The sequence below is a fragment of the Hymenobacter cavernae genome (genome assembly GCF_014641455.1).
Classification (GTDB): Bacteria; Bacteroidota; Bacteroidia; order Cytophagales; family Hymenobacteraceae; genus Hymenobacter; species Hymenobacter cavernae.
This window is the reverse complement of record NZ_BMHT01000016.1, coordinates 1-24,620: the sequence shown is the minus strand read 5'-3', so window position 1 is coordinate 24,620 and position 24,620 is coordinate 1. Positions and strand designations below refer to the sequence as shown.

18 protein-coding genes are annotated in these 24,620 nt (G+C 58.8%); 5 read left to right on the top strand and 13 right to left on the bottom strand.

Features of this window, described 5'->3' with window-relative positions; all coding sequences use genetic code 11:
- The coding region (locus IEX74_RS22710) for a DUF2339 domain-containing protein (RefSeq protein WP_188816388.1) at positions 1 to 486 on the top strand (486 nt) is incomplete at its 5' end.
- A 65-nt stretch (positions 487 to 551) separates the two neighbouring features.
- A complete protein-coding gene (locus tag IEX74_RS23565; RefSeq protein ID WP_188816387.1) occupies positions 552 to 893 on the top strand; it encodes a TetR/AcrR family transcriptional regulator in 342 nt (113 codons plus the stop codon).
- Between the two features lie 362 nt (positions 894 to 1,255).
- Here the strand turns inward: IEX74_RS23565 and IEX74_RS22700 are convergent, their stop codons facing one another.
- From IEX74_RS22700 to IEX74_RS22650, 11 genes are all read right to left on the bottom strand, one after another.
- Positions 1,256 to 1,627, bottom strand: a complete 372-nt coding sequence (locus IEX74_RS22700) for a Riean_0653 family protein (RefSeq protein WP_505678558.1) — start codon at positions 1,625 to 1,627, stop codon at positions 1,256 to 1,258.
- Positions 1,628 to 2,296: 669 nt separating this feature from the next.
- Positions 2,297 to 5,869, bottom strand: a complete 3,573-nt coding sequence (locus tag IEX74_RS22695; RefSeq protein ID WP_188816385.1) for a PAS domain S-box protein — start codon at positions 5,867 to 5,869, stop codon at positions 2,297 to 2,299.
- A gap of 130 nt (positions 5,870 to 5,999) precedes the next feature.
- Positions 6,000 to 6,989, bottom strand: a complete 990-nt coding sequence (locus IEX74_RS22690) for an IS110 family RNA-guided transposase (RefSeq protein WP_188816384.1) — start codon at positions 6,987 to 6,989, stop codon at positions 6,000 to 6,002.
- A gap of 371 nt (positions 6,990 to 7,360) precedes the next feature.
- A complete protein-coding gene (locus IEX74_RS22685; protein ID WP_188816383.1) occupies positions 7,361 to 8,434 on the bottom strand; it encodes a transposase in 1,074 nt (357 codons plus the stop codon).
- Positions 8,341 to 8,781, bottom strand: coding sequence for a transposase (locus IEX74_RS22680; RefSeq protein ID WP_188816382.1), 441 nt, complete (start codon positions 8,779 to 8,781; stop codon positions 8,341 to 8,343). The genes IEX74_RS22685 and IEX74_RS22680 overlap by 94 nt, the downstream gene beginning before the upstream one ends.
- Before the next feature lie 168 nt (positions 8,782 to 8,949).
- Entirely contained in the window at positions 8,950 to 9,738 is a 789-nt protein-coding gene (locus tag IEX74_RS22675; protein ID WP_188816381.1) for an ankyrin repeat domain-containing protein, read from the bottom strand.
- Positions 9,739 to 9,979: 241 nt separating this feature from the next.
- Positions 9,980 to 11,152 carry an NAD(P)/FAD-dependent oxidoreductase gene (locus IEX74_RS22670; RefSeq protein ID WP_188816380.1) on the bottom strand — a complete coding sequence of 391 codons (1,173 nt, stop codon included), beginning with the start codon at positions 11,150 to 11,152 and terminating at the stop codon, positions 9,980 to 9,982.
- Between the two features lie 87 nt (positions 11,153 to 11,239).
- Entirely contained in the window at positions 11,240 to 13,006 is a 1,767-nt protein-coding gene (locus tag IEX74_RS22665) for a TauD/TfdA family dioxygenase (protein ID WP_188816379.1), read from the bottom strand.
- 189 nt (positions 13,007 to 13,195) lie between these two features.
- Positions 13,196 to 14,797, bottom strand: a complete 1,602-nt coding sequence (locus IEX74_RS22660) for an L-tyrosine/L-tryptophan isonitrile synthase family protein (protein WP_188816378.1) — start codon at positions 14,795 to 14,797, stop codon at positions 13,196 to 13,198.
- A 201-nt stretch (positions 14,798 to 14,998) separates the two neighbouring features.
- A complete protein-coding gene (locus IEX74_RS22655; protein ID WP_188816377.1) occupies positions 14,999 to 15,544 on the bottom strand; it encodes a hypothetical protein in 546 nt (181 codons plus the stop codon).
- 263 nt (positions 15,545 to 15,807) lie between these two features.
- On the bottom strand, positions 15,808 to 16,158 hold the full coding sequence (locus IEX74_RS22650; RefSeq protein ID WP_188816376.1) for a hypothetical protein: 351 nt from the start codon (positions 16,156 to 16,158) through the stop codon (positions 15,808 to 15,810).
- A gap of 1,110 nt (positions 16,159 to 17,268) precedes the next feature.
- Here IEX74_RS22650 and IEX74_RS23560 point away from each other — a divergent pair.
- Complete coding sequence (locus tag IEX74_RS23560) at positions 17,269 to 17,457, top strand: recombinase family protein (protein WP_188816375.1); 189 nt, start codon at positions 17,269 to 17,271, stop codon at positions 17,455 to 17,457.
- Between the two features lie 72 nt (positions 17,458 to 17,529).
- The gene (locus tag IEX74_RS22640) at positions 17,530 to 18,210 is read left to right on the top strand and encodes a recombinase family protein (protein WP_229755429.1); all 681 of its coding nucleotides are present in this window, start codon (positions 17,530 to 17,532) and stop codon (positions 18,208 to 18,210) included.
- 300 nt (positions 18,211 to 18,510) lie between these two features.
- Here IEX74_RS22640 and IEX74_RS22635 read toward each other — a convergent pair whose 3' ends face one another.
- On the bottom strand, positions 18,511 to 19,944 hold the full coding sequence (locus IEX74_RS22635) for a SusD/RagB family nutrient-binding outer membrane lipoprotein (protein ID WP_188816374.1): 1,434 nt from the start codon (positions 19,942 to 19,944) through the stop codon (positions 18,511 to 18,513).
- Positions 19,945 to 19,966: 22 nt separating this feature from the next.
- Positions 19,967 to 23,095, bottom strand: coding sequence for a SusC/RagA family TonB-linked outer membrane protein (locus IEX74_RS22630; protein WP_229755428.1), 3,129 nt, complete (start codon positions 23,093 to 23,095; stop codon positions 19,967 to 19,969).
- A gap of 363 nt (positions 23,096 to 23,458) precedes the next feature.
- On the opposite strand from IEX74_RS22630, the gene IEX74_RS22625 reads away from it, so the two are divergent.
- Positions 23,459 to 24,484: a PDDEXK nuclease domain-containing protein gene (locus IEX74_RS22625; protein ID WP_229755427.1), complete on the top strand. Its 1,026-nt coding sequence runs from the start codon at positions 23,459 to 23,461 to the stop codon at positions 24,482 to 24,484.
- Positions 24,485 to 24,620 lie beyond the last annotated feature (136 nt).

Genomic DNA, 24,620 nt, shown 5'->3' with positions numbered 1-24,620 from the left:
GCCTCCCTGTTTGGCTACGTGACCCTGGCCCTGCAAGCTGAAAACACCCCTTATGCTGGCCTCTCGCCCACCTGGGACCGGCTGGCCCGCCCGCCCCGCCGCGTACTCGAATCCGGGCTGCTCTACCCGGCTTTCCTGGCCCTCTCGCTGCTGCTCGTGCAGTCCTTTGACCGCTCGGTGCTCACCGTGCTGCTCATGCTGGAAGTGGTGGCCGTGTTCAGCACCAGTCTGCTGCTGCGGCGGCAGGATTTGCGCTACCTCGCCCTGGCCGGTATGCTGGGCTCGCTGCTGCGGCTGGTGTTTTTCGATCTGAGCCGGAGCGGCACCATCACGCGGGCCTTCGTCTTCATCTTCATGGGCCTGCTGCTGCTGGGCATGAATGCGCTGTATGTCCGCTTCAAAGCCCGCTTCACGCCAGCGGATGAGCCGGCGGCCGAGGATGTCCCACCCGAAGTGCTGCCAGAGGCGGATGTACGGCCGGAATAAAAGCGGACAGGCACTTTCCCCTGCTCCCTTTAACCGCGCCCCCTGTTTTTGTTGCTTGTTGTTTGATGACCACGCCATCTGCCCTCCCTTTCTCTCCCGCGTCGGCTCGTCGACGTTTGCTCGACACCGGCTTGGCTCTCTTGGAGAAGCAAGGGGTCAACAACGTTTCCGTGGCGAATATTGCCGCCGCCGCGGGGTTGCCGTTAGCGGATGCCTACCGCTATTTCGGCACCAAACACGACTTGGAAGCGAGGGCCCCAACTTGCTGGCTGGCCCGTTGGCCTTGCGCTTTCAAGCGCTGGTGCGGCGATCCAACGCATTGCCTTCGAGTGTTTCCCGCACTGCTCAGCATGAGCAAAACAATCCCCAGTCCTTTCATAGCGAACGAATACATAACGGATGAATAAAGACGGGCTACAGACGCTAATAAGCGCATGAGTAGTAGGCTCTTCCTGCTAACGCAGATCAGCACAGTTTTTAGATAGGCGCAGAAAAAATCCCGGTAAGCCTGGGGCGAGCAAACAGACACGGTCGCACGAGTGAGGTGCCCGGTAAGCTATAACGTTTAAAGGCGGAGGTTTGAGAAAGGTTATATGCTCAGCCGTAGCGTTGGTTAATCTGGTGGTCAGCTGGTTGATAAGGCACTGCCCTAGAGCGTGTATAGATTCAAGCTTTATGCTTTCTCTTAGTCAGCGTGTAGCGAGCCAGGAGCGATGCGGCACTAGCACGGGCGACTTGTCCAAGCCCGCCCGCGGATGGTCCATGCCGCTTAATAGCGCAAGTCGAAGCGCCCGCGAGTGATGCGCACCGAGTCGCCGGTGAGCGGGTCGATGGGCGTAAAGCGAAACTCGCCAGCCACAATGCGCTCTACTGAGTCCAACCGCGTAATCGTTAGGGTTCCCCGGTGCTTGGCATTGGTCTCGTAGGATTTCTCGCGCCGAGCAAAATAGGCAGAATTGCCGCGGTTCGTCGGGGAACTGTTGATCGGCACATACAGCGAGTACGTGCCTGGACCAGAGCGGGCATCGCCGATATTGATCCCAAAGGTTTGTTGATCGCTGTGGTCTGTCCCCACACTATAGTTGCCAAACAGGACAAAGCTGCCATACTTATAGTAGCCCCCAGCCGGTCGCGAAACCAATTACCCTGCGGCAGCCATACCGTGTCATTGACCAGAAAGCCAAGTGTACCGGCACCCGTTTGCGTGGCCGGTGGCAACACCTTCGCAGGTTGGGGATCATCTAAAGGATTGCGCAACCGGCACTGGCTACAGACCAGCAGGCTGCTACCAACCACTAACAGCCTAGGAATAGAGCGCGGCATAAACTCCCAAGATAAATAGTGTACTAGTTAAAGACGCCGCAAGGTGTGACGCTAGCAGCACGGTGCGCTATTAGGATAATACTATAAGCCTAACGGTAAGAAAGAGCAGACAAGATACCACTTTTTCGAGACTAGTCTGAGAAGCAGCATTATGTTTATCAACTTATCCTAGGATCCAGACACCTTGTCCGCTAGACCTATTTCTTGCTTTTGTCTGGTTTGAACCCAACTCACAAAAGCAAGCCCCTGTTAGACAGCTGGTAGAGGTTAGGCTTCCACTCAACGTCTATGTATTGCGCTAAGCATACCCAGAAAACGGCCGTTCAGCTTAACTAAGCTATTGCTTGTTTTCGGCTACTGCCTGTACGCATGTAGAGCGTCATGAGCGCCTCTCTTAGTGCTTTTCACCAGCACTGAGCGCTGGGACAGAGGCCCTGGGTACTAATTCTCATGTGCTGTTCTTTATTCATCACCTAACCGGCTGCCATCAGGTTGTGCGGGTTTCCAGGTCCTGCCAAATTTGCTGCAAGACCTGCTGCAGAAGCCGCTCGATCTCCTGCACCAGGGGTTCCAGCACCGGCCGATTGAAGGTGCCCGGCCAGTTTTCTAGTTGCGTGAACAGGGGCACGAGCTGTTGCATTTGCAGGTGCGTCAGGCTCGGTCTGATTTCGTGTGCCGCCTCTTTCAGCGCGTTGATGTCGCCGCGCTCCAGGCCCGTGCGCAGGTTGGTGAGGGTGCTGGCGCCGCTTTTCAGGAAAGTGCCGACCATGAAGGTCACGAACCGCTCGTCCTGCTTGGCCATTTCCCGAAGCTGGGTGAGTTGATAAAGCGCGGGGGCCGCTAGCGGACCAGCCGGCGCAGGCAGCCACTCGTGCAGCATCGTCAGCAGCTGGTTTTCCAGAAAGGGCTTCGACAGGTAGTCGTTCATGCCCGCGGCCAGGCACTTCTCGTTATCGCCTTTGATGGCATTAGCCGTCAGGCCGATAATGGGAATTTGCACGCCTTGCCCCCGCAGCTGCCGGGTCGCTTCCAGGCCGTTGAGCACGGGCATCTGCACGTCCATCAGAATCAGGTCGAACGCTTCTACTTGCAGGGCGGCGACGGCCAGGGCGCCATTTTCAGCTTCCCGTACTTGCATGCCGGCCTGCTCCAGGAAAACCTTGGCCAGCAGGCGGTTAAAGGCGTTGTCTTCTACCAGCAGCACGCGCTTGCCGCGCAGGGCTTTGCGCAGCACCGTGGGGCTGGCGGCCGGCTCGGGGCAGGGCAGGTCGGCGGGTGAGCCCACGGGCAGGCGCAGCGAGAAGATGCTGGTGGTCCCCTGCCCCAGCTCGCTTTCGAGGTGAATCTGGCCGCCCATCAGGGTTGCCAGCTTGCGGGAGATGCTCAGCCCTAGACCAGTGCCCCCGAATTTGCGCGAGACGGATGCGTCTTCCTGGCTGAAATTCTGGAATACATTGGCCAGGTGTGCGGGGTTGATGCCAATGCCCGTGTCGCGGATGCGGAACTCGACCAACACCTCGGGCCCCGCGGAGGACAGCAGCTCGCAGGAAATCCGGACGGCGCCTTTTTCCGTGAACTTGACGGCGTTGCCGGCTAGGTTCAGCAGCACCTGCGTGAGGCGGTGCGGGTCGCCGAGCAGCACCGGCGGCAGGGCTGGGCTTACGTGCACGTGCAGACCTAGCCCCTTGTCTTCGGCCTTGTACTGCAGCGTTTTCTCGACCTGCCGGCACACCTGGCGCACGTCGAAGCCGATGTGCTCAATGGTCAGCTTGCCCGCCTCAATCTTGGACTGATCCAAAATGTCGTTGATGATGACGAGCAGGTTCCCGGCGGAGGTGGTCATGGCGTGCAGGTACTCGCTTTGCTGGCCGGAGAGCGCCGTTTTGGCCAGCAGCTGGCTCATGCCCAGAATGGCGTTCATGGGCGTGCGAATCTCGTGGCTCATGTTGGCCAGAAACAGCTCCTTGGCCTGGGCCGACTCTTCAGCCTGCTTCTTGGCTTCGCGCAGCTTGATTTCCAGCTCTTTCTGGTGCGTAATGTCGAGGTGCGCCGCAATCGAGCCGATGTACTCCTTTTCGTCGTTGTAGAGCGGGGCGCCGCTCACCATTAGCCACTTGGTTTCGCCGGTTTTCGTTTTGATGGGCACTTCGTAGGTGTCGGCCACACCCACCGCCCGCAGTGCCCGCTTTTCCTGCGGAATATGCTGGCTGCCTTCGGCCGGCGCGATTATCGTCATGGGCGCGTGCAGCAGCTCCTCGCGGCCGTAGCCCGAGATGTCGCAGTAGCTCTGGTTGACGAAAACGATTTGTTCCTGCACGTTTATCTCCAGCAGGCCGAGCCGTAGGTTTTCCAGGATGCTCCGGTATTTTTCTTCCCGCCGTCGCAGCGCGCCTTCTTCGGTGGCCCGTACGGTGATGTCCTCGTACTTCCAGAGAAAGCCGATGTAGTCGTCCTGCACGTAGATGGGTGTGGCGTCGCGCTTGAGCACGCGGCCATCCTTGAGCGTCATTGTTTCCTCGTGCACGGTCAGGCGCTGCTCCCGGATGGAGCTGGTGCTGCGCAAAAAGGCTTCTTCGTCGCTAAAAGTCATTTTAGTCTCCTCCAACAGGCCCTGACAGTCGGCCCCGACCAAGTGTTCATGGGAGAATGGCAGCTGGAACATCCGGCCGAAGGCCGCGTTGGCGAGAATGATTTTCTGGTGCTCGTCTTCCAGCAGCACCGCGCCCTGCAGGCCGGCGATGGTGCTAGCCAGGCGCAGCGCCGCTGCCTCGCGGGCGCGGTTGGCCAGGGTGATGTCCGTCACATCGGTGTGCGTACCGGTCATTATCAGCGGTGCGCCGTGTTCGTCACGCTCCGTAAGCAGGCCCCGCACCAGCACCCAGCGGGTTTCTCCCTGCGCATCGACCAGCTGGTAGGTGGCGGCATACAGGCTCGTTTCGCCGTTGAGGTAGGCCCGAAAAGCCTGGCGGGAGGCGACCCGGTCTTCGGCCCGAATATTAGTTAGGTGCGGCAGCACTGCCGACTGCGCATCGTTGGCGTCGTACCCTAGCAGCTCGTGGTACCGCTGCGAAATCAGCAGCTCCTTGGTGCGCATGTTGTATTCCCAGGTGTGGTTGCCCACGCCCTCCATGGCGGCGCGCCACCGCTGGTTGCTGGCCTGCACCAAATCCCGGGCCTCCACAGTCGCGGTGCTATCGTGCATGATGCCCCGGTACACCAGGCCCGCCTCATCCCGGTCCGACACCAGGGCGTAGGCGCGCCACCAGCGCAGCGGCTGGCCTGGTACCAATATCCGGCCCTCAAACTCCCAGGGAGTCTGCCGCTGGTTGGCCTCCTGCAATGACTGGCGCCACGCCGCGTGGTCGTCGGGATGGATGAAGTTAGGTATCAAGGCAATATCCTCGGGAGAGATGCCAAACAGCTCCCAGAATTTCGGGCTGGCGTAGATCACGTAGTACGTGCCGTCGTAGTTTTCGCGCCACTCGTAGAGCGCGCCCGGCGCTTTCTCAATCAGCTTGCGGAAGCGCTGCTCGTTTTCACGCAGGGCCTGTTGGGCCACGCGCTGCTCGGTAATATCCTCGACCAGGCTGATGTAGCGCAGGGCTAGCCCCTCTGCGTTCAGCAGCGGCTGGGCTTTCACGCGCATCCAGCGCATAGCGCTCTGCTGGTTCGGATTGGGGCCTTCAAACTCGTAGGGCAGGCTGCGGGCCCGGCACTGATCGATATAAGCGGCTGTGGCCTCATCGGGCCAGTAGTTCGGGATGGCGTCTTTGAGGAGCTGCCCAGCGACGTCGGCCAGCTTGCAGCCACAAAGCCGGGTGAAGCCTTCATTAAGCCAGAGGATATGGCCTTGCACATCGGTCAGCAGCACTGACGAAAACACGGTTTCCAGCAGCCGCAACGATTGGTCGAGGTGCTCCAGACCGGCCACGACTGCGGGCCCCGGCGGAAGCGGCCGGGCCTGCAACGCCCGAATTTCGGCCTGTTGACGGACTATAATCTCCTGCAAACGAGCGTTTTCCGCTTTTGTTACCGCGAAGCTTGTATCTTCTTTTTCCATTATCTCGAATTTATAAGCCGTAGCGAAGCGGTCGTTTGGCAACCTAAACTAGATAAAACGCAGACGCACGTCCAGCTAGTAGCGCATGACGTTTCTTTAAATAGTTGATGAACATGAACGGTGTTAAAAGTCAAGCTTTGAGGGGTATTTTTGAGGTAAAATCGGCTTGATAGGGTACACCCGATTTGATGATGGCGAAGGCTTGCTTGAGGAGCTTGTTGCAGACGGCAATCAAAGCCACTTTGCCATTCTTGCCTTTGGCCACGAGCCGGTTATAAAGGGCTTGGCAGGCCGCATTGAATTTCTTAGCCGCAAAGCTGCACATGAAGAGTTTGCCGCGAATCAGTCCGCCACCCATTTTGGTGATGCGCACCTTGCCGCGGATGCTGGTGCCGGAGCTGTGTTCTCGGGGCGAGAGGCCCGCCATGGCAATCAGCTGGCGGTAGTTATCCAGGCGGGTGAAGCCGCCGGCAAACAAGAGCAGCATACCGGCCGTCTTGCGGCCGATACCCGGAATCGAGCACAGCAGCGTCATCTCCGAAGCAAAGCGCTGTTCTAGCAAGGTCAGCAATTCGGCTTCGACGGCTTGTACTTGCTGGGTGAGTACTTTCAGCGTGTGCTGCAGCCGTTTCAAGGCCTGCTTGCTAATGATGGGCTGCTGCTGCAAGGCTTCCAAGGCATTGCTGACCATGGTTTTCTGCTTGAGCAGCTGCTCGGTCACTTGCTCGAGCTGACGACACTCCACCAGAACCTGCTCGTCGGGCTGCCAGATCTTGACGGCTTGTTGCTGGCCGTAACGCAGCAGCCACTGAGCGTCTTTGCGGTCGCTCTTGCCTTTGCTCAGGTGCATCTGAATGAAGCGCTTGATGACCAGCGGGTTCAACACTGCTACTTGCCCACCCTGTTCGTGCAAGTAATAGGCTAAGGCTAAGTAGTAGGTACCGGTGGCTTCCATCACGAACAGGCACTGAGCCCCACAAGCCTTCACCAGCTGCTGAAAGCCGGTTTTGCTGTTGCTGACTTCCAGGTGCTGTACCTGCTCCTGGCGCAAGTAACAGACGGCCAGTGAGGCTTTGCTCACATCAATGCCAACCACAGAAAGATGAAGTTGCGGATTCATACCTGGCGAGGAGAAAGAAGTGAATGGAAGGGTAAGAAGGACTTCTAGAGCGTCTTTTACTATCCTTATACAAGCTCGCTGGCTTCATGGAACGGTCCAAAGTGGCCCCAGAAAAGGGAGGGGATTGTCATGTAAAACGAGCTCGCAGGCTCCATAACATTGGAATCTTACTCCTCCCTTTTCCTTCTCAGTAGCCTTGAATTACGGCTGGTAGGCGAACATAGGATAACATTTGTGGCTGTTGCAGAACTCCCAGCTGGTTTAAGCTAGCGGCCACTTCTGTAGTTCTTCGTGCGGTTACGCCGCCCGCAGCAGAGCCTAAACGGTAATCCAGGTGGCGGCAGGGGCAATGCTAAGGCCATTCCCAACTGCTACTTGGGTGAATACCGCAGCAGTTTTTTCAGATTGTAGGCAATGGCCGCCAACAGCATCGACTTATGTGCCCCGGCTTGGCCCCGCACGTTGAGGCGGCGCAAGCCGTAGTGCTGGAGCAAGCTGCCAAAGACGGGTTCAATGGTGCGCTGGCGTACCCGACGCATGTACTGACCTCGTAGGCTGCGCTGCCGGTGCCAAGCCCGGTAGTAAGTGGCCTCAAAGGCGGAGCGATTCAGTTGCTTATGGTCGGCATAGGGTACGCAGCTTGCTTTGTAGGGGCAGTGCTGACAATCCTGGTAGAAGGCCCGGTAGTGTTTGGTCCACCCGCCATCCGCTCGCGGGCGGTACTTGCGAAAAGGCAACGGCTTGTCGGCGCGGCAGCGGTACTCATCGGACAGGGCGTGATAGATGAAACCTTCCACGGCGGGTTTGTAAGCATCAAAGACCGGGATCCAAGGCGTGATTCCCTGATTCTCCAGCCAGGCATAGTTGAAGCCATTCGAGTAGCCCGTATCGGCTACCACGTCTTGCAAGTGCAGCTCCTGCGTGCGCAAGCGTTGCTGCACCTGCGCGACGATGCTGGGTAAGTAAAGGCTGTCCCGCGTGTCGGCCAAATCCGCTTGCACATGGCTGATCACTCTTTGAGCCGTGTCGACCGCTAAGCTGCAGAGGTAGTTCAGGGCACGGGCTTTGCCGGGCTTAATGGAGATACGTGCCTCCAGATCGGTGGGGCTATAGTGGGTTTTGTTGCTCAGCAGCCGGGCTTTGGGGTTGCGGTACCCCAAGGAGCCGGGTTGCTGATTGCGCTTGGCTTTGCGCGCCGCCTCATAGCGGAGTTGATGCGCTGGCGCCGATAGGATGGAAGCAGGCAGGGGAGCACTGGCCGCTTCGGGCGGCTGCCCCACCACGGTTAACTTCGGCATGTGGGCCGGGGCCGCTTGCTTCTCGCACACGCGGTCGAGTGAGGCATTCGCTTTCACGGGCGCTGAGTCGATGACTTGGGTGTCACCCGCGACCAAGCCGTGGTTGACACAGAGGCCGAAGACGCGGTCAAAGAGCTGCTCGAACAAGGCCGATGGTAGAGTTGCCGGGTGCGGCTCACCGTGGAGTGCCAGGGCAGAGCTTCGTCGAGCTCGTAGCCGAGAAAGTAGAGCAAGTCCAGCCGCATCGCACAGTGCTCAAGCAAGCGGCGGTCACTAGTGAGGTTCTCCAAGTAGCCAATGAGCACCAGCTTGAAGAAGACCACTGGATCAAGCGAGGGCTGACCCGTGTGGCTGTAGAGCTCTTGGGTGGCCTCGTACAGAAAACCTAAGTCGAGTAACTCATCAAGTCGGCGGTAGAAATTATGCGCGGATACCCGCTCGGAGAGCCGGAAGTACGTGACCACTTGATCCGTGAACTGCTTCTTGCCTTGCATCTTCCCTCTACGAGAGGACCCAACAACCGGCTAGCACTTCTGCAACAGCCACGTTCTATCGGAAAGTGTTATGAACCACGGCGGCTTTTCGCGGTGCTAGAACAGCCCATCTGGTGGGTTGCCGGTTTGCGGCGACCCTTTCCGGATAGGTCCCTCTTCCAACAGTGCTTACGGCGTTGACCGGGCCCCGGCCGCCCGCAACGCTTGTGCGTTCTGCGGTTGTTTAAAGCGAAGGGCATGCACCAGCGCCGTCTCGCCGCTACCATTCGTCAAGTTCGGATCGGCGCCATACTGTAGCAGCAGGGCTAGCACGCGTTGCTGGTCGGCCGGCAGCCGTGCGGCGTCAAACAGGACCGGCGTGTGGTTCATGAAGGCACTGCTGCGCCCATTCGGGTCCGCCCCCTGCTGTAGCAGCAACTCGACTAAGTCGGCTCGGCCCAGGTTCACGGCCGCAATCAGCGGCGTATCGTGTTGCTCGATCGCGTTGACGTTGGCCCCGCAGGCGAGCAGCAAACGCACATGCGGTTCGCTGCCGGCGGCGATGGAAGGCAGCAGACTCGTGTGCCGCAAGAGCAGCCCGGGCACGAGCACCAACAGGGCTATGGTGGCCAGCAACGCCAACTGACTCGTGCGCGTGGCGCAAAAGGCCAGCAGCAGCAGCACGCTGACTAGGCCGATGAACCAGCCCGTAAAGTGCACGGGCGAGCGCGCAAAGTAACAGAAGGACAGAGTCAGGGCTGCGGCCCCAAGCAGGTACAGCACCCAAGGTGCACGCAGCAGCAACTTAGGTGGCAGCTGCGGCACGGACACCAGCATCGAGTAAAAGCCACTGGCCCATAGGAGCAGCGCGCTCAGCCAGTTAAGAGGACCTACGTAAGCCGTGACAGAACCCCTAGCCATCACCAGCAGGGTAAGAATCCAGAGCAGAACCAGCAAGCGTTGGGTGGAAGGGAGCATAGCAGGGAACACTGCGCGAAGCAAACAGGTAGGTAAACGTACAACAAGCGCCACGACGAGCAAGTTGGCTATACCACGAAGCAGACAAGACCAAGCCGAACAAGCGCAACGGGCTTGGACATTTTACAAACGGACCCCGTAAAGTGTCCAAGCCCTAACCTAGCTTTCTCCTTTTTTACCGGTTGCGAGTGAGTGTGCAGTCTGTTCAGTTAAGACTTGTTTAACGGAACAATACAGTTATTTAATAGGGCTGGCCGTGGGTCAGCCGCAAAATAAAGTCGGTCATAAACGGCAAGCGTCGCAGCACTTGGATGCCGGCCGTGGTCAACTGGGGCTGGCCAAACACCTGGTGAATAAGGCGACCTGCCGTGATGCGTCGGCTCAGCAAGCCCCGCCAGGCACGGGTGTACTGCTGCTCCAGCTGCATACGGGAAATGCGGCCCGCCAAGAAATCGAGCAGCAGTCCCTGCAGCAGAAAGCTGGCATTCATCCCCATGCTCATGCCATTCCCACACAGCGGAGCAATCGTGCCGGCTGCGTCGCCTAGCATGAGCACGTGCTCGTCCACGGTGGAGCGCTCGCGAAAGGTGATTTGGGAGATCACAATGGGCGGTGTGCCCTGGCGCTGCGCCGCCACCAGGTAGGGGCGGAGCAATGGATTTTGCATGAGTACGTGGCCCTCCATCTCGGCGATGTTATTGCCGTGGGCGCGTAGGTTCCGCACGTCGGAGATGTAGCTGCAGTTGGTTAGGCCGCCCGCTACCGGCGAGAGCCCGCAATAGCCATCTTTAAAGTTGTGCATCTCCACGGTCGCTTCGGGAAAGTCCACGTCGTGCAGGTGGTACTTCACGGCCACGAACTGCCGATCCTGGCGACCCGCCGTCAGAAAGGGCCGGTGCAGCGTGCGATCCAGGTTGGCGTGCTTTCCCCAGGCCCCACAAGCCGTGCGCGCTTGATAGGTAGTGCCACCAGCGGTGGTGAGCGTGAACTGCTCCTGGGCAAACACCACGTCCGTCACGCGGGTGCCTTCCAGGATGGTAGCGCCATTTTCTCGGGCGATGCGGGCCAGCAGGGGATCCAGTTCGTAGCGCATGATGCCCAGTCCGCCGATATCCAGGGCGTGATGCAGCGCCACCCCGGAGGGGGAGGAGAGCGTGAAGCGCGTCATTCTCGGCAAGTTCATTGCCGCTAGCGGCACCCCGAGGCGACATAGGAAATCGTAGTTCTCCAGCGAAATGTACTCGCCGCACACCCGGTGAAACGGGTAGGTTTCTTTCTCAAACAAGATGACGCGGCGCCCGGCTTGCGCGAGTTGGATAGCCAGGGTGAGGCCTGCTACGCCGCCCCCAATGATGGCGCAGTCATAGCAATCGGCCGCGGCATGGCGGCGTAGGTCAGCAGGCAGAGAGGTCATCGTTGGGGTAGTTACAGCCTGTAGAAAAAGCGTAGCCTGCTGGCAGGGCGGTAGGTGGTGCTGGTAGAAACCAGCCGTGCTTGTCCATTAGGCGCGCCGCTTCTTGGCGCGAGCGACGCGCACAGCGAAGAGCACCCCGGCCGCTACCAGGCTCGTGTAGGCGGTCGCTGACAGCCACTTGGGCACCAGCATCCCGTTCTCTTTAATAGTGGTGGTCGCCGCGACTTCGTCCTGCGCCGCTATTTTCTGGTTGATGGTGGCGTAGCCCTGGCTCACGTAGGCGAGTGCGCCCACCAAGGGCAGCAGCCCCAGGTAGGCGGCCTTCGGCAGCTTCTCGGCCCGGAACAGCGCCACGAAGCTGCCGAGCACGACGAGCCCTGCGCCCGTCACCATCGTTTGGGCCACGCGCATGCTGCGGTGCAAGCCCAGAGCTACGACCATCGTCCGCAGGCCGGCCGCTTGGTCTTCGGTATAGTCTTCGGCGTTGTTGAGCAGGATAACCGCCATCTGCAGCAGCCCGTAGGCTGCGGAAAGCGTCAGCACCGCCGGCTTCGGGAAGCGCGTCACCAGACTGCTGGTGTAGGCCATGGGGCCAAAGAACAGCACGGCCCACAGCGCCGGCAGCTGCCACAAGCCTTGCGATTTGAAGTGCAGCGGCTTCCACGAGTACTGGAACCCGAGGGCCCAGCCCATCAGCGTGAGCGGGATGAACTGCCAGCGCCCGGTACGCTTGGTCAGCCACAGGCTGATGAGCACCGTGCCGGCTACCGACGCCCGCATCTGCCAGCGCACGCCCGGCTCCCCGAGTTCGAAGATAGCATTGGATAAATGGCTCTTGTAGACGGCATCGACGTGGCGGTCGGCGTAGGTATTAACCATATCGCCGAAGTTGAAGAGCAGGTAGATCCCCACTAGACCCACGTACAGCTCGGGCGTTTTGACGAAGCGCTGGTCTTGGGCGCTGAGCAGAATGGGAATAAAGAAGATGGGGATTTCGGCCAGCAAAAACTCGGGGCGTCGCAGCGTCTTGCTGTTTTTCAGAAACCGCCACAGGCCGCCCTGCGCGGGCCGGGCCAGCAGGTTGATGCGCTGGATGTGGCGCTCGTTGGGGTTGAGAAACGCCTCGCGGCCGTGCAGCAGTACATGGTTGTCAGCCAGGACCAGGTCGTGATCCTGCCAGGTGTGGACGTAGAACACCTCCGGGGCATACAGGGCCGCTTGCAATTCGGCAATCAACGCGGCCTGCTCGGTGGGGGCGACGTCCAGCACGTCGACGCGCACCGGGTTTAGGTCGTGTACGGGCTCGGCAAATCGCAGCGTGGGCTCCCCCGTGACTGGGTGCGCCTGCACCAGCCGCTGGGTGATGGTGCCCCCGTAGTGCACCACCTTTTCCGTTTGGTAGCGCAGCGTCGCCCGCTCCCAGCGCGTGCGCTGCGCTGCCGTCGCGCGGGCTAGAGCCCGGCCCGTGTCGGCAAAGGTGGTACCACCCCGGTCTTCGGGCCGCGGCGCCTTCAGGCACTGAAAGAAGATCAGGTAGGGAATGCGGCCGACGAAGGCCCCATCCCAGTGCAGCGGCACGGCACTGGGCGTGTAGAGGTAGTTTTTGGCATCCGGTTTTACCAGCAATTCGTTGATGACGCCGAACGGCCACTGCAACGGTTCACCCAGCTGCTGCGCGTAGCGGGCAAACTGCGCTTTATCAAACAGCTCGAATTCGCGAAATATCAAGATACGATGCGCTCGTATCCACTCCATGATTTGCGCGGCGGGAATGCTGGCGATCGTTTGGCTGGGCGTGGCGGCCCATACGAGCAGGCCGAAGGGCACTTGGGGTTCGAGGGTGTAAGCGGACATTGCTAGAGAATCGAATAAGGGAAAACAGCCCAGCGCGATCGGGCCAGGACCACAGCCGCAAGAATCATACAGGAGTACCCTTTAAGTCAACGTCGCACGAGGTTCTCTCCGGCGTCGGGTGGTAGCGCCTCACCTGCAGCCGGTGTGCTTTTTCTGGGCAAAGATGTGAATCCAGTCGCGGGGAAGCTGTTAAGAATTTGGCGGAAGTAGTGAAGAATTCGGCTGCGCGACATAGTGGCTAGGACGACCATCCTTCTCGACTAAGTGGGCCCCGAGTTCTTCGGCCTGGTAGCGCTTCACGAGCACGTAATCCTGGTCGCGCAAGAGCACCACGCCGTGCCAGGGCGTGAGCCAATCATCCACAGCGCGGGTGATACGCAGGCCTAGTTTGTCGGCGTGCGGGTGCTGGGGGTGGATGCTCAGGCGCACGGCGTAGGGAAACTCCTGGGCTAGGAGCCTTGTCCAAGCATTGCTGCGCTGAATGACGCCATACGCCACTTCCTTACTTTCCTCCTTTACTCGACTTTTACTCTTTTCCGGAGCGAGCGCCAAGCCATCTTCCGAGACAAAGCGGTGAATACCATTGAACATTGCCTGGTGGTGCTCGCTGGCGCGCACACGCGCCTTGAGTTCGTCGAGGGGTTCGCCGTACTCGGCCACGATCCAGGCGCGGGCCGCATCGAATGAGGCGTTGGAGAGCAAATCTTCTAGGTTGATCACGTCCAAATCCGGCGTGTCGAGTTGCCGTAAGAGGTGCTTGAGTTCGTCATTATAGGCCGAAACCTCGGCATCGCTCACCTGCACCAAGTCGGCAAACACGCGGCCATCGGCACAGATGCTCAGGCGTGCCCCGGGCGCGTACACCTGCCGGATGTCCTGACAGAGACTTTGCAGGAAGGTTAGCGCGATTTCCTCGCCCAGGTCCGGCAACGGGCCGAGCACCTTCCGGCGGTTGGGCGACTTGGCCGGGAACGCGGGTAGGATCAAGTGAATGGGCCGTTGCTGACCGATGAAGTACTGGAGCTTGGGGAGCAGCAAGGCAATGCTCTGCTCATCGGGCGCGGTGGGCTCGTCCGCTCCGGTGCGCAGCACCTTGCGATGCAGCAGCAGGAGCTTGGCCACGCGCCGGGCGACGTCGAAATCCACGGCAGGCGCCACCTGCAGAAACGGCATGATGGCGGCGCTGACCTGTCCCAGCAGCAGCGGTCCGACTAGGGTGGCCAGCTGCGGGGCCACCAGCGCGAGGCCGGCACTCACCAGGCGCAACAGGCTCTCCGTAGCCGCTGCGCCGGCTGAGCGATCAAGTAAGCGCAGACCGAGTAGGCCCCAGTGGGCGGCATACAGGGTCTGTGCCAACGGCGCTATCAGCGTTTCGGCCGGCACGTCGGTGGCACCTCGCGCAACGATTTCCAGCAAGGTGAGACCCCGCAGGCGGATGTTTTCCGTGGCGGGACTGAGCACGCCCGTGGGTACGTCCGCGTCCAGCAGGGAAGCGAGTTGCGAGCGCAGCAGGCGCTCATAAGGAGCCAGCAGCATCAACTTGCTATGTACAAAGGCGTGGAAGCGTTCCGCTACGGTTTCAGCCGGCAGGTCGGGCACCCGGGCTTCCAGCTCATCGTGAATGCGCTGGTACAAGCCCAGGATAAAGTCATTCTTCGACCCAAAATGGCGGTATACCTCCGCCAGGGGCTGCTCCGCAGCGGTGGCAATGTCGGCCAGGGATACGGCGGCGAAGCCCTGGGTGGCAAGTACCTGTAAGCCGGTGTCGAGCAGGTGGCGGCGAGTTGCCAAGAAAGGGGATTGAGAGGGGGAAACAGCAGCCATCAACAAAAGCAAGAGATGAGGAGCGTAGAGAGCCGCTAAAGATAGCGAAGCACAACCAGGGGAGCAGAACAGCTCCCCTGGTTGTGCTATTTTTCACCTGCCCAGCTACTGGTGCCACCGCCACCCAGGTTTACGAAAGGAGATCAGTTTGGCCCTGCCGTGACGCGACTACTTGCGCAGTCGAATACGGTCCACCAAGCAGTAGTCGTACAGCGTGGCATCGGCGGCGTACGCCCCTTGCGCATCGGTGAAGACACAGAAATCGTGGTCTTGCCAGAAGGCGCCCCCAACAAATTGGTGGAGGTTCACCCCGTACAGGTAAACGTGCCCATAGGCGACTCGGCAGGCGGTCTTCCAATTTCGTTGCTTTGCTACCGCATTGTAAATAGCCGCGACCACGTACGCATACATTTTGCAGTGCGCTTGCTGGCCATCTAGAATTTTATTGGGGTCCGACAACGCATTGTACTGCATGGTAAACCTCAGGCGCCGAGCGGTCTCCGCTACGGCGAACTGCCGTAGGGTAGCCGGAGTAGTCACCCTACCCCTAACCGTTTGCAACTGGGTCCGGACTGCCGCCAGGTGCTGCTGGTCCAGCGACTGGGGATAAGGGCGATAGCCCACCACCTGATACGATAGTCCGTGTACGACAAAACCATACCCGGTGAGTATAACCAAGCACAGCACCAGGGCGCTAACAACGACTCTTTTCATACTAGTTTGTGAGGGGAACCTGAAAAAGGGATACTGTGAGAGAGCAGACTCTATTCTCAGGGGCAAGTTCTACTGCTTCCACACCCTGTTTGGCTGCTACCTTATAATGGTGCTTGTGGTGCGCCCGCTGCCGACAAGGTGCCTATAAGTAGCCGCAACTGAACAGATACCCACGCGCTACTGGTGAAAGAGCGAAAGCAAGGTTGAGGGTTGGACATTCTCCTCCACCTTGGCTGTTGCAAAACGCTCCTATAAGCGCCTGCTCATCGGTTTGCACGAACTTGCGTTACGGTAGCGCCAAGCGCACTCCCAAGCGAGAGGACGGCGTATAGGCTGAGTTTAAAGACCCCGAAGCCGCTCGGCAGCAACAGTAGCAAAACGCCGAAAACAAGCAGGGCTACTACCCAGGCCCAGAAGGTTACATAGAGGATGGCCAGAAAGTCAGCCAAAGTATGCTGCACGGAAGGAGGTTGGAGGTACCAGCGAACAAGCAGGCTGATGAGCAGCGGGATCCCACCGAAGAAGGACAAAAGTATACTCAGGACGATGAGCTTCTCTTCAGGACCGGATTCCCCACCAAAAAAGTTCGGAACGGTATGGACCGGTACGGTCATGGTCAGGCTGGCAACTAGTACCAGGAACAGGAATCGGGCGGGCTGTCACCTAAGCAGGAACAAGGAGGCGATGGAGAGCATGGTGAGGTAAAGCGGGCAGCGGTTCCCTGACCAGCAGAAAGGTAATCTGAGCAGTAAATGTATTATAAAGTACTTTTAAATACAAAGTATTGTTATTGATGGTTGACGGCCCGGCTACCTGTTTCCTGTGTTGAGACCAGTAGGCGGAGTTATTGCTGGAGTTCTGCAATAGTCGTATTGCGCGGAAGATGTTATAGGGGTTACAACACTTTCTAAGCGTCGGATTGGGAGACGTTATAAGTATAATGTTGCGTGTATACTTTAATTAGCAACGCGCGGGGCTGTTGCGGTGCTCCCTTAAAGCGCAGATCAACGAACCAGGTCTACTCTACTGTTTAGCGGAAAACATAGGTTAGATCGCTTTACCATAAAACCGCGTCACGGTCTGCTGCCGCGTCGCTACCAGCAGCGTGACCTAGCCAGAGTGGTGGCCACTGAAACAGCCTACGGCGATTGTGGAAAGGCCACCTCATGGACCTTGGTGATTCTTAAGTATTCTCCGCAGCACCTATACCTCTCCTCCGATGTTCCTGTAACGAATTGCGGGATGGAAGCCTCCGTTAGCCGTACTGATGGACCGGTTGCCGGGCTTACAACAACTGTATCGCAGAAGAGCGGTGGCGGATTGCGATGCCAGAACGGCCCTTCATCCCCTTGTCCGATTTCCAAGCTATCGCCCGTCGCGAGATGGCACACAAAGGTGATCTTACCGCTTGCCTGCGTGTAAATTGCAGTGTCGGCCCGGTAGGAGTCCAGCTGCTTTTTTAGGTCCGTTGTATCGCTGCCTGTGCCAACCAGCATGATCGTTAGAGGAGCAGCGTTATTTATCAGCTACCGGTGTCGGCGCACGAGGCTAGTGGTAGCAGCAACAGCCCTAACAGTTTTTTTGAACGCATAGCATAAAGGTAGCAGCCCTATGCTAACATCGCAGACTCGCACTAGTAGGTGTGCTATTCTAGGAACATCCCTTCCTAGAACGACACACCTAACGTATATCTGAGACTTCCAGCCATTAACATCTAGTCTCCGATGCCCTACGTGGCGTACTACTGCGTTTCTACTCAAAAACAGGGAGAGCCCGGCTTGAGTCTGGAAGCGCAACAGGCCGCGGTGCGGACCTATGTGCAGGGTCCGGCCGCGATCGTGGCTATATTTCAGGAAGTAAAATCGGGTAAGAAGTTATTCACCAAGAGACCTCATCATCGTCATCTTGTCTAAATAAAATACATATTCGGCCATGATTGTCCGGATACTGCTCCTCGTCCTTTTTACCCTCCTACCCTGCTTGACTTGGGCCCAGCGGTCCGCCCCACGCTGCTGCCTCGATCCGGGAACCGCCTTCAACGATTCCCTCCAGCAGCTTTCTGTCTACGCACGGTAGAACCAGCGTTTGGCGGTAGAACGGCTCGCTACCTGGCTGCAGGCCTACCCGGATGGGTACAGCGGCAAAGTGTCGGCTGCGAGCGCATCTTTCAGGAGAAAGCCTCCGGTGCTACCAGGGAGCGACCTGAACTCGACCACCTGCTGGCTAGCTTACGCCCGGGTGACACGGTCTACATCTACAAACTGGATCGGCTGGGGCGCTCGCTCAAGCACCTACTCGACATGGTGGCTGAGTTTGAGTTTCGCGGGGTCGGTCTGGTCTCGCTCACGGACGCCATCAACACGGCCTCCCCCCAGGGCCGACTGGTGTTCAACTTGTTTGCCTCGCTGGCCGAGTTTGAGCGCGAGCTCATTCGTGAGCGCACCCAGGTGGGCCTTGCGGCCGCCCGCGCTCGGGGTCGGGTGGGAGGACGCCGGCGCGGGCTATCAAAAGAAGCTGAGCGCGCGGCCATCGTCGCCGAGACCTTGTACAACGAGCAGCAGCTCGGCGTCGATGAGATTGCCCGCCAGCTGCGCATCTCCAAGGTCACCCTCTACAAGTACTTGCGCCACCGCGGCGTCCCGATCCAGGCGTATCGGGAAAGGTGAAGTACTTGCGCTATCGTGAGCGCTTACGACGTCTGCTCGAAGCTCCGAGGCCTCCACAGAATCCTAGCCATTGCTTTCAGTGGACAGGAGGTCATGATACGTTCTTTGTTCTCCAGCCGCACGTGTGGCCTGCGCAAGGCAGCCTATGGGGTGAGGCGTAGAAGCAAGGAAAGCCCCAACCTAGCTAGGTTGGGGCTTTGGTAGGTGGTTGGGGAACCGGCCGTTTTTGCCGGAGGTCGTGCGCTAGGACCTGCGGCTACCTACTAGCCGCTAGCCAGCCCCAGCAACTAGCTCGAGGGGCTACTTCTCCCACCACACTTTGACGTTGATGTTATCACCTCCCATGGCTTCCACCGCCTTTTGATAGTTGTCGCCATTGCTGATTTGTACCGTAGTGGGATAGCGGAAGCGCACCGGCATCATGCCGCCATTGCGTAGGTCCTGCCCCTTGGGCAAGGCGGGTAATCCCGTGCGGCGGTACTCAAACCATTGCTGGTAATCGTTGAAAAACAGCGCATAATACTTCTGCAGCATAATACGCGCCAGGGTGCCATCGTAGGCGGCCGCCGCATTCTGGAAGTACGTAGCCGGTAGCGTGGCGCCCCACTGCTCCACAGCGGCTTTCACCCCTTTTTCGTACGCAGTCTTGGCATCACCCTTGGTGATACCTCGTTGCGCTGCCTCGGCTTTGATGAACTCCACTTCCGCATAGGTCATGATCACGCACACCATCGGCGCTGTTATTAACGCGACGTTGAGATTAGAAGGCACGTACTTGAACTGCGCATCACTCCCCGTATAGGCGCTGGGGATGCCTTTGTAGCCGATCGTCGTTTTGCCATCGCTGGCCCGCGCTTGACTGGCAAACTTGGGCAGGCGCGGGTCATTGAGCGTGTTCAGGTTCTCCACGAAGAACTCGGCCGCCGCACGCCCCGTCGTAAAGTCAATGGCGCGGCCCCAAGGCGACAAGTTGGGCGCTACGCCCGTGACCTTCAACAACGCGGCTTCGCTGTTCTGGGTGAAGACCGGGTACTTGATGGGGTTGTTGATGATTTCGGCCAGCTTCGCGGCGGCATTCATCTCCGTTCGCTTCGCTACACGTAAGAGAAGCCTCATGTGCAGCGAGTTGCAGAACTTCTGCCAACTGGCTACGTTGTTCCCGTAGAGTAGATCGGTGCCGTACACCATGGATCCGGTTGGGGCAAACAGGCCATTGGCGGTTTCCAGATCCTCCAGAATCCGCGTGTAAATCTCCTGCTGCGAGTTGAAGGCTGGGTAAAACAGGCCCTCGTCTCCGCGCGCGGCCTCCGTCATGGGCACATCCCCAAAGCAGTCCGTTAGCAGCGAGTAGGTCCACGCATTCAGCGTCAGGGCAATGGCTTGGTAGTTGGGGTCCCCGGCTGCCTCAGCCGCCACGCGCATCTCTTTGAGGTTCGCTAGCCAGCGGTAATAGGTTGTCCAAGTGGAGTTGCCGGCACTCTCGCTCACGTCGTAGCGGTGGAGGCCCCCACTGACGCTGGGGTACGGCAGCGAGACCTGCATCAGGTCAAAGGTGAAACCAGCACTGCGGTCGGTGTTGAAGCTGGCCATCTCGTAGAGGATGGGGTTCAACAGCGTACCGGGACTTATCTTTTCAATGCGCGTCGGATCCGTGTTGAGTTCTTCAAACTCATCGGTGCACGACACCAGGCTGCCGCTGAAGACAAGCAGCAGCAATAAAGCTTTCTTGATCATAAGGAGGAGAGACTAAGCGGGATTAGAAGTTCAGCGTCACGTTCACGCCCATGGTGCGCATCGAGGGCAGCTGACCAATTTCGACGCCGGGCAGCAGGGTCCCCCCGTTCAGGGCGGCCGTCTCGGGGTCAAACATGGGGAAGCGCGTCAGCATGGCCAGGTCGCGGCCGTACAGGCCAATGGTAGCGCCGGTAAGGGCTTTCGTTCTAGCCAGCAGTTGCTTGGGGAAGGTGTAGTCCAGGCGCATCTCCCGCAGCTTCAGGTAAGAGGCGTCGAAGGAGTTGGATTCCACGTTGGCCCGGCGGTAGTAGTCGCCGTAATAAGTGGCCGGAATCACTTGCGTAGTGTTGGGTGCGTAGGTGCCGTCTGCGTTAGCCACCACGCCTTCCCCGATAATGTACCCTTCTTCCCGGCCTTTCAGCGTGTGCTTCAGCTTGCCTTGCTCCGTCATTTTGTGGTGGGTCTGGGAGTAGATGATGCCCCCGTACTGCCCATCGAGCAAAAAGCTGAAGCGGACGTTCTTGTAGGAAAACTCATTTAGGAACCCACCTTTCCACTTCGCATAGGCGTTGCCGATGTACTGAATATCGGCCGGGCGGGCCGGCAGACCGTCTTTGTTGTAAATGATCTGCCCATCGGGGGCCCGCAGAAAACCAAAGCCGTAGAGGTCGCCGGTTGTGCCCCCCACTTTGGCAATGATGGTGGCGTTGCCGCCCGCGCCAATCACCTGCTGGTCGTCTACGCCGTCGGCTAGCTCGAGCACCTTGTTTTTGTTCCGCGACCAAGTCAGCGTGTTCTTCCAGCGAAAGTTGGCTAGCTCCACGGGAGTGGTGTTCAGCACGACTTCGATCCCGCGGTTGCGTACTGCCCCGGCGTTCAGCACGGCGCGGCTGTAGCCGGTGGTCTGGTCCAGGGGCACGTCCAAGATCTGGTTGCGCGTCACGTTCTGGTACACCGTCACGTCGAGCGCGAGCCGGCCCTGAAACAGAATGTGTTCTAAGCCCGCCTCGTAGCTAGTCGTGATTTCGGGCTTGAAGTTGGCGTTGTGCAAAGTGGTTGGTACCGAGCCCGAGCCAGGAAAGTCGCTCTGCCCGTAGTACTTGCGCGTCCGGTACGGGTCGGTATCATTGCCGACCTGAGCCGCAGACAAGCGCAGCTTGGAGAGCGAAATCTGGCGCGGCAGAGGCAGCAACTCGCTCAGGATAAAGCTAGAGCTGATAGAAGGATAGAAGAACGAATTGTTCTGCACCGGCAGCGTGCTCGACCAGTCGTTACGGCCCGTCAGGTCCACGAAAATCTTCTCGTCGAAGGCCAACGTGGTAAAAGCGTAAAGGCTGTTGATCTTTTTATTGCTGATGCTGGTCAGCAGCAAGGGGCTGCTGGCGCCGTTGGTCAGCTTATACACGCCCGGAATCACCAGGCCCACCACCGACGCGTCGGTGCTGCGGTAGCGGCGGCTCATGGCGTTACCGCCCACCGAGGCTCGCCACTCCAGTTTGCTGCTAAGCTTCTGGTGATAGGTGAGCAGGAAATCGGTATTGGACTCCGAGTTGGCAATGTTCTGCTGCTTGTAGTAGCCGCGTTGGAAGTTGGCCGTGCTGTAAGGGCGACGCTGCTCGCGCTCTTCCTGACCCATCGTGAGGCCGGAGCGCAGCAGTAGATCGAACTTGGGCGAAATCTGGTAGGTGGCGGCTAGGTTGCCCACCGTATTGCGCGCATCCACGGAGTTGGTCATCTCATAGGCAATCAGGTAAGGATTGTCGATGAAGGAGCTGAACGGGTGGATCTGGTCGAGTTGCTCCTGTCCTTTTTTCCAGATGCCCCGGTACGCGTCCAGACTCACGTTGGGGTTCTGAAAAATCATGAAGTAAGACATCGACTGGTTGTTGTACCCCGTGGCCGGTAAGTTGTCGCTCTTCCGGTTGGTGTACGTCGCTTTCGCCGTGAGCTTGAGCTTCTTGGAGATGTTGTGCTGCACGCTCAGGGCCGCCGCCATGCGCTCGTAGCCCGTGTTGGGCATGATCCACTGGTTCTTGGAGTGGGTAATGGAGGCCCTGGCCGAGCTGGTTTCGTTGCCGCCCTCCAACGCGACGCTATTGGTAATCGTGGAGCCGGTGCGCCAGAAACCCTTGATGTTATCCTTGTAGGGCACCCACGGCACAGGGTCGGTAGATTGCGTCTGCGTAGCCGGATCGTACTGGTAGTAGTGCTGGCCGTTGAACCTAGGTCCGAAGGCGCTGCTAGTACCGCCCGTGCCGGCCCCGTCCGGCGAAGCGGCGTAAGAGTAGTAGGGCTCGCCCGCCGCGTTGAAGGAGCGCCCAGTGCCCTGGCCGTATTCATACTGATAGTCCGGCCATTTCAGCACCGTGTTCACGCTGAAGTTACTGTTGACCGACACCCCAATCCCTTTCGTGGCGCGGGCCCCCGACTTGGTGGTGATGATCAGCGCACCATTGGCCGCGCGGCTGCCGTAAAGCGCCGTAGCACTGGCCCCCTTCAGCACCGTGATGCTGGCAATATCATCGGGGTTGATGTCGGCAATGCCGTTGCCAAAGTCGACGGGGACGTCGTTGCCCGAACCCGCCCCATAGGCACTCCCCACGCCGGAGCTGGTCAGGCCGCTGTTCATGGGCACGCCGTCGAGCACGATCAGCGCATTGTTACCATTGGGGTTCAAGGAATTATCGCCGCGCAGCGAAACCCGCGTCGAATTAACAGGGCCTGAGCCCGATGACAGCAGGTTCAGCCCGGCTACTTTGCCCGACAGCGCCTGGACGAAGTTGTTCGGCCGGGCTTGCACCAAGCTTTCCCCGCTTACCGTCTGCGTGGCATACCCTAGCTCTTTCTGTTCGCGCTTGATGTTCAAGGCCGTCACCACGACCTCGCTGAGTTGCTTGGCATCAGGCACCAAGCGAATGTTCACGGTGGTTTGCGAACCGACGGGAACTTCCTGGGTAACGAAGCCAATGTAAGTGACCAGCAGCACGGTGTTGCTGGTCACCGGAAGCGAGTAGTTGCCGCTGGCATCGGTCGACGTGCCCGTCGTGGAGCCTTTGATCACCACAGTTGCCCCCGGCAGGGCTTGGCCCTTGTCATCGGTCACGACTCCTGTTACCGTCGGGGCTTGCGCAAAGACCGTGTGACTCAGCAAGACTACCGAAGCTGCAACTGCACAAGGTTTGCTTAGCAAATTTAAGTAATTGAATGCCATGCATTTGCGTTTTGGTTGTAGTCCGCAAAGCTATTGGCGCAGGATTATGGGAGTGTTACGGCTAGACTATGAAACTATTAGCTTAGATAAGACACCTTCTTAGCCACTGCTGTCACACTAAAATTAGCAGTCATTAACCAGCTTTCACCGTCGTGGTGCGGGCGTAAACGATCCATTATCCATTAGCTGGCTATCTTGCCACCTATGGCAGAGACTTCCCTTTCGACGCTGGCCGAACAGATTGCGCAGCTTCACGCGCAAACGCAACAAGCCGCCGCTCAGCAGATCAATTCCTAGTTAACGGTGCGCAACTGGCTTATCGGCTGGCACATTGCTGAGTATGAGCAGCACGGCAGCGACCGGGCCGCCTATGGCACGCAGTTGCTCTCGCAGTTAGCGCGGCAGTTGCGCGAGGTGAAGGGCCTGGCCGAACGGCGGCTATACCAGTGTCGGGAGTTCTACCGGGCTTATCCTGGGATGTTGCAGACAGTGTCTGCAGAATTACAACGGGCGGGTTTGCGGCACACCCTGCACCTACCCGCGTGGCCGGCCATCACACCGGCCCCAGCGTCGCCTAACCTGCCCGGCATTGCGCCGGCGCTGCTGCTGAGCCGGCTTAGCTTTTCACACTTTCTGGAATTGCTCGCTCTGAACCGACCGTTGCAGCGCAGCTTTTATGAGGTGCAGGCCGTCAAGAACAGCTGGTCAGTGCGGGAGCTGAAGCGGGCTATTGACTCGGCCTTGTATGAGCGCACGGGGCTGTCGACTGACAAGGCGGCGGTGCTGGCGGGCCACGCCGGGGCGCAGCCGCTGGTAGTTGCCGACGTGGTACGAGACCCCTATGTCTTGAAATTCCTAAACTTAGAAGAGCGGGCGAGCTATAGCGAAAGCGACTTGGAAACGGCCATCCTAGCGCACTTACAAACCTTCCTAGTGGAGCTAGGCCGCGGCTTCTGCTTCGAGGCGCGCCAAAAGCGCATCACCTTCGACAATGAGCATTACTTCATTGACTTGGTGTTTTACCACCGCATCCTCAAGTGCCACGTGCTGGTGGATCTGAAGATTGGCGCCTTCAGTCACGCCGATGCCGGGCAGATGAATGTGTACCTGAACTACTACCGGGAACACGAAATGACAGAGGGCGACAACCCACCGGTGGGGCTCATTCTGTGCGCACGGAAGAACGATACGCTGGTACGTTACGCCACCACAGGTCTGGCCGAGCAGCTATTTGTCAGCAAGTATCAGGTGAATTTGCCCTCGGAGGCCGAACTGCAGGCGCTGGTGCGGGAAGAACAGGAACGGCTCAGAAATGAAAATGGCAGCTAGAAGCTTGGCTACCGTGTTCCGAAAAAAGGGTTGTGGCTGTTGCAGAACTCCATTTATACTCTCAGGTCTGTGTTCCACTAGCTTAACTTGCCGGTCTGCAGCCCTCGGATTCGTAACCGAAAAGGCAAGTGACGGG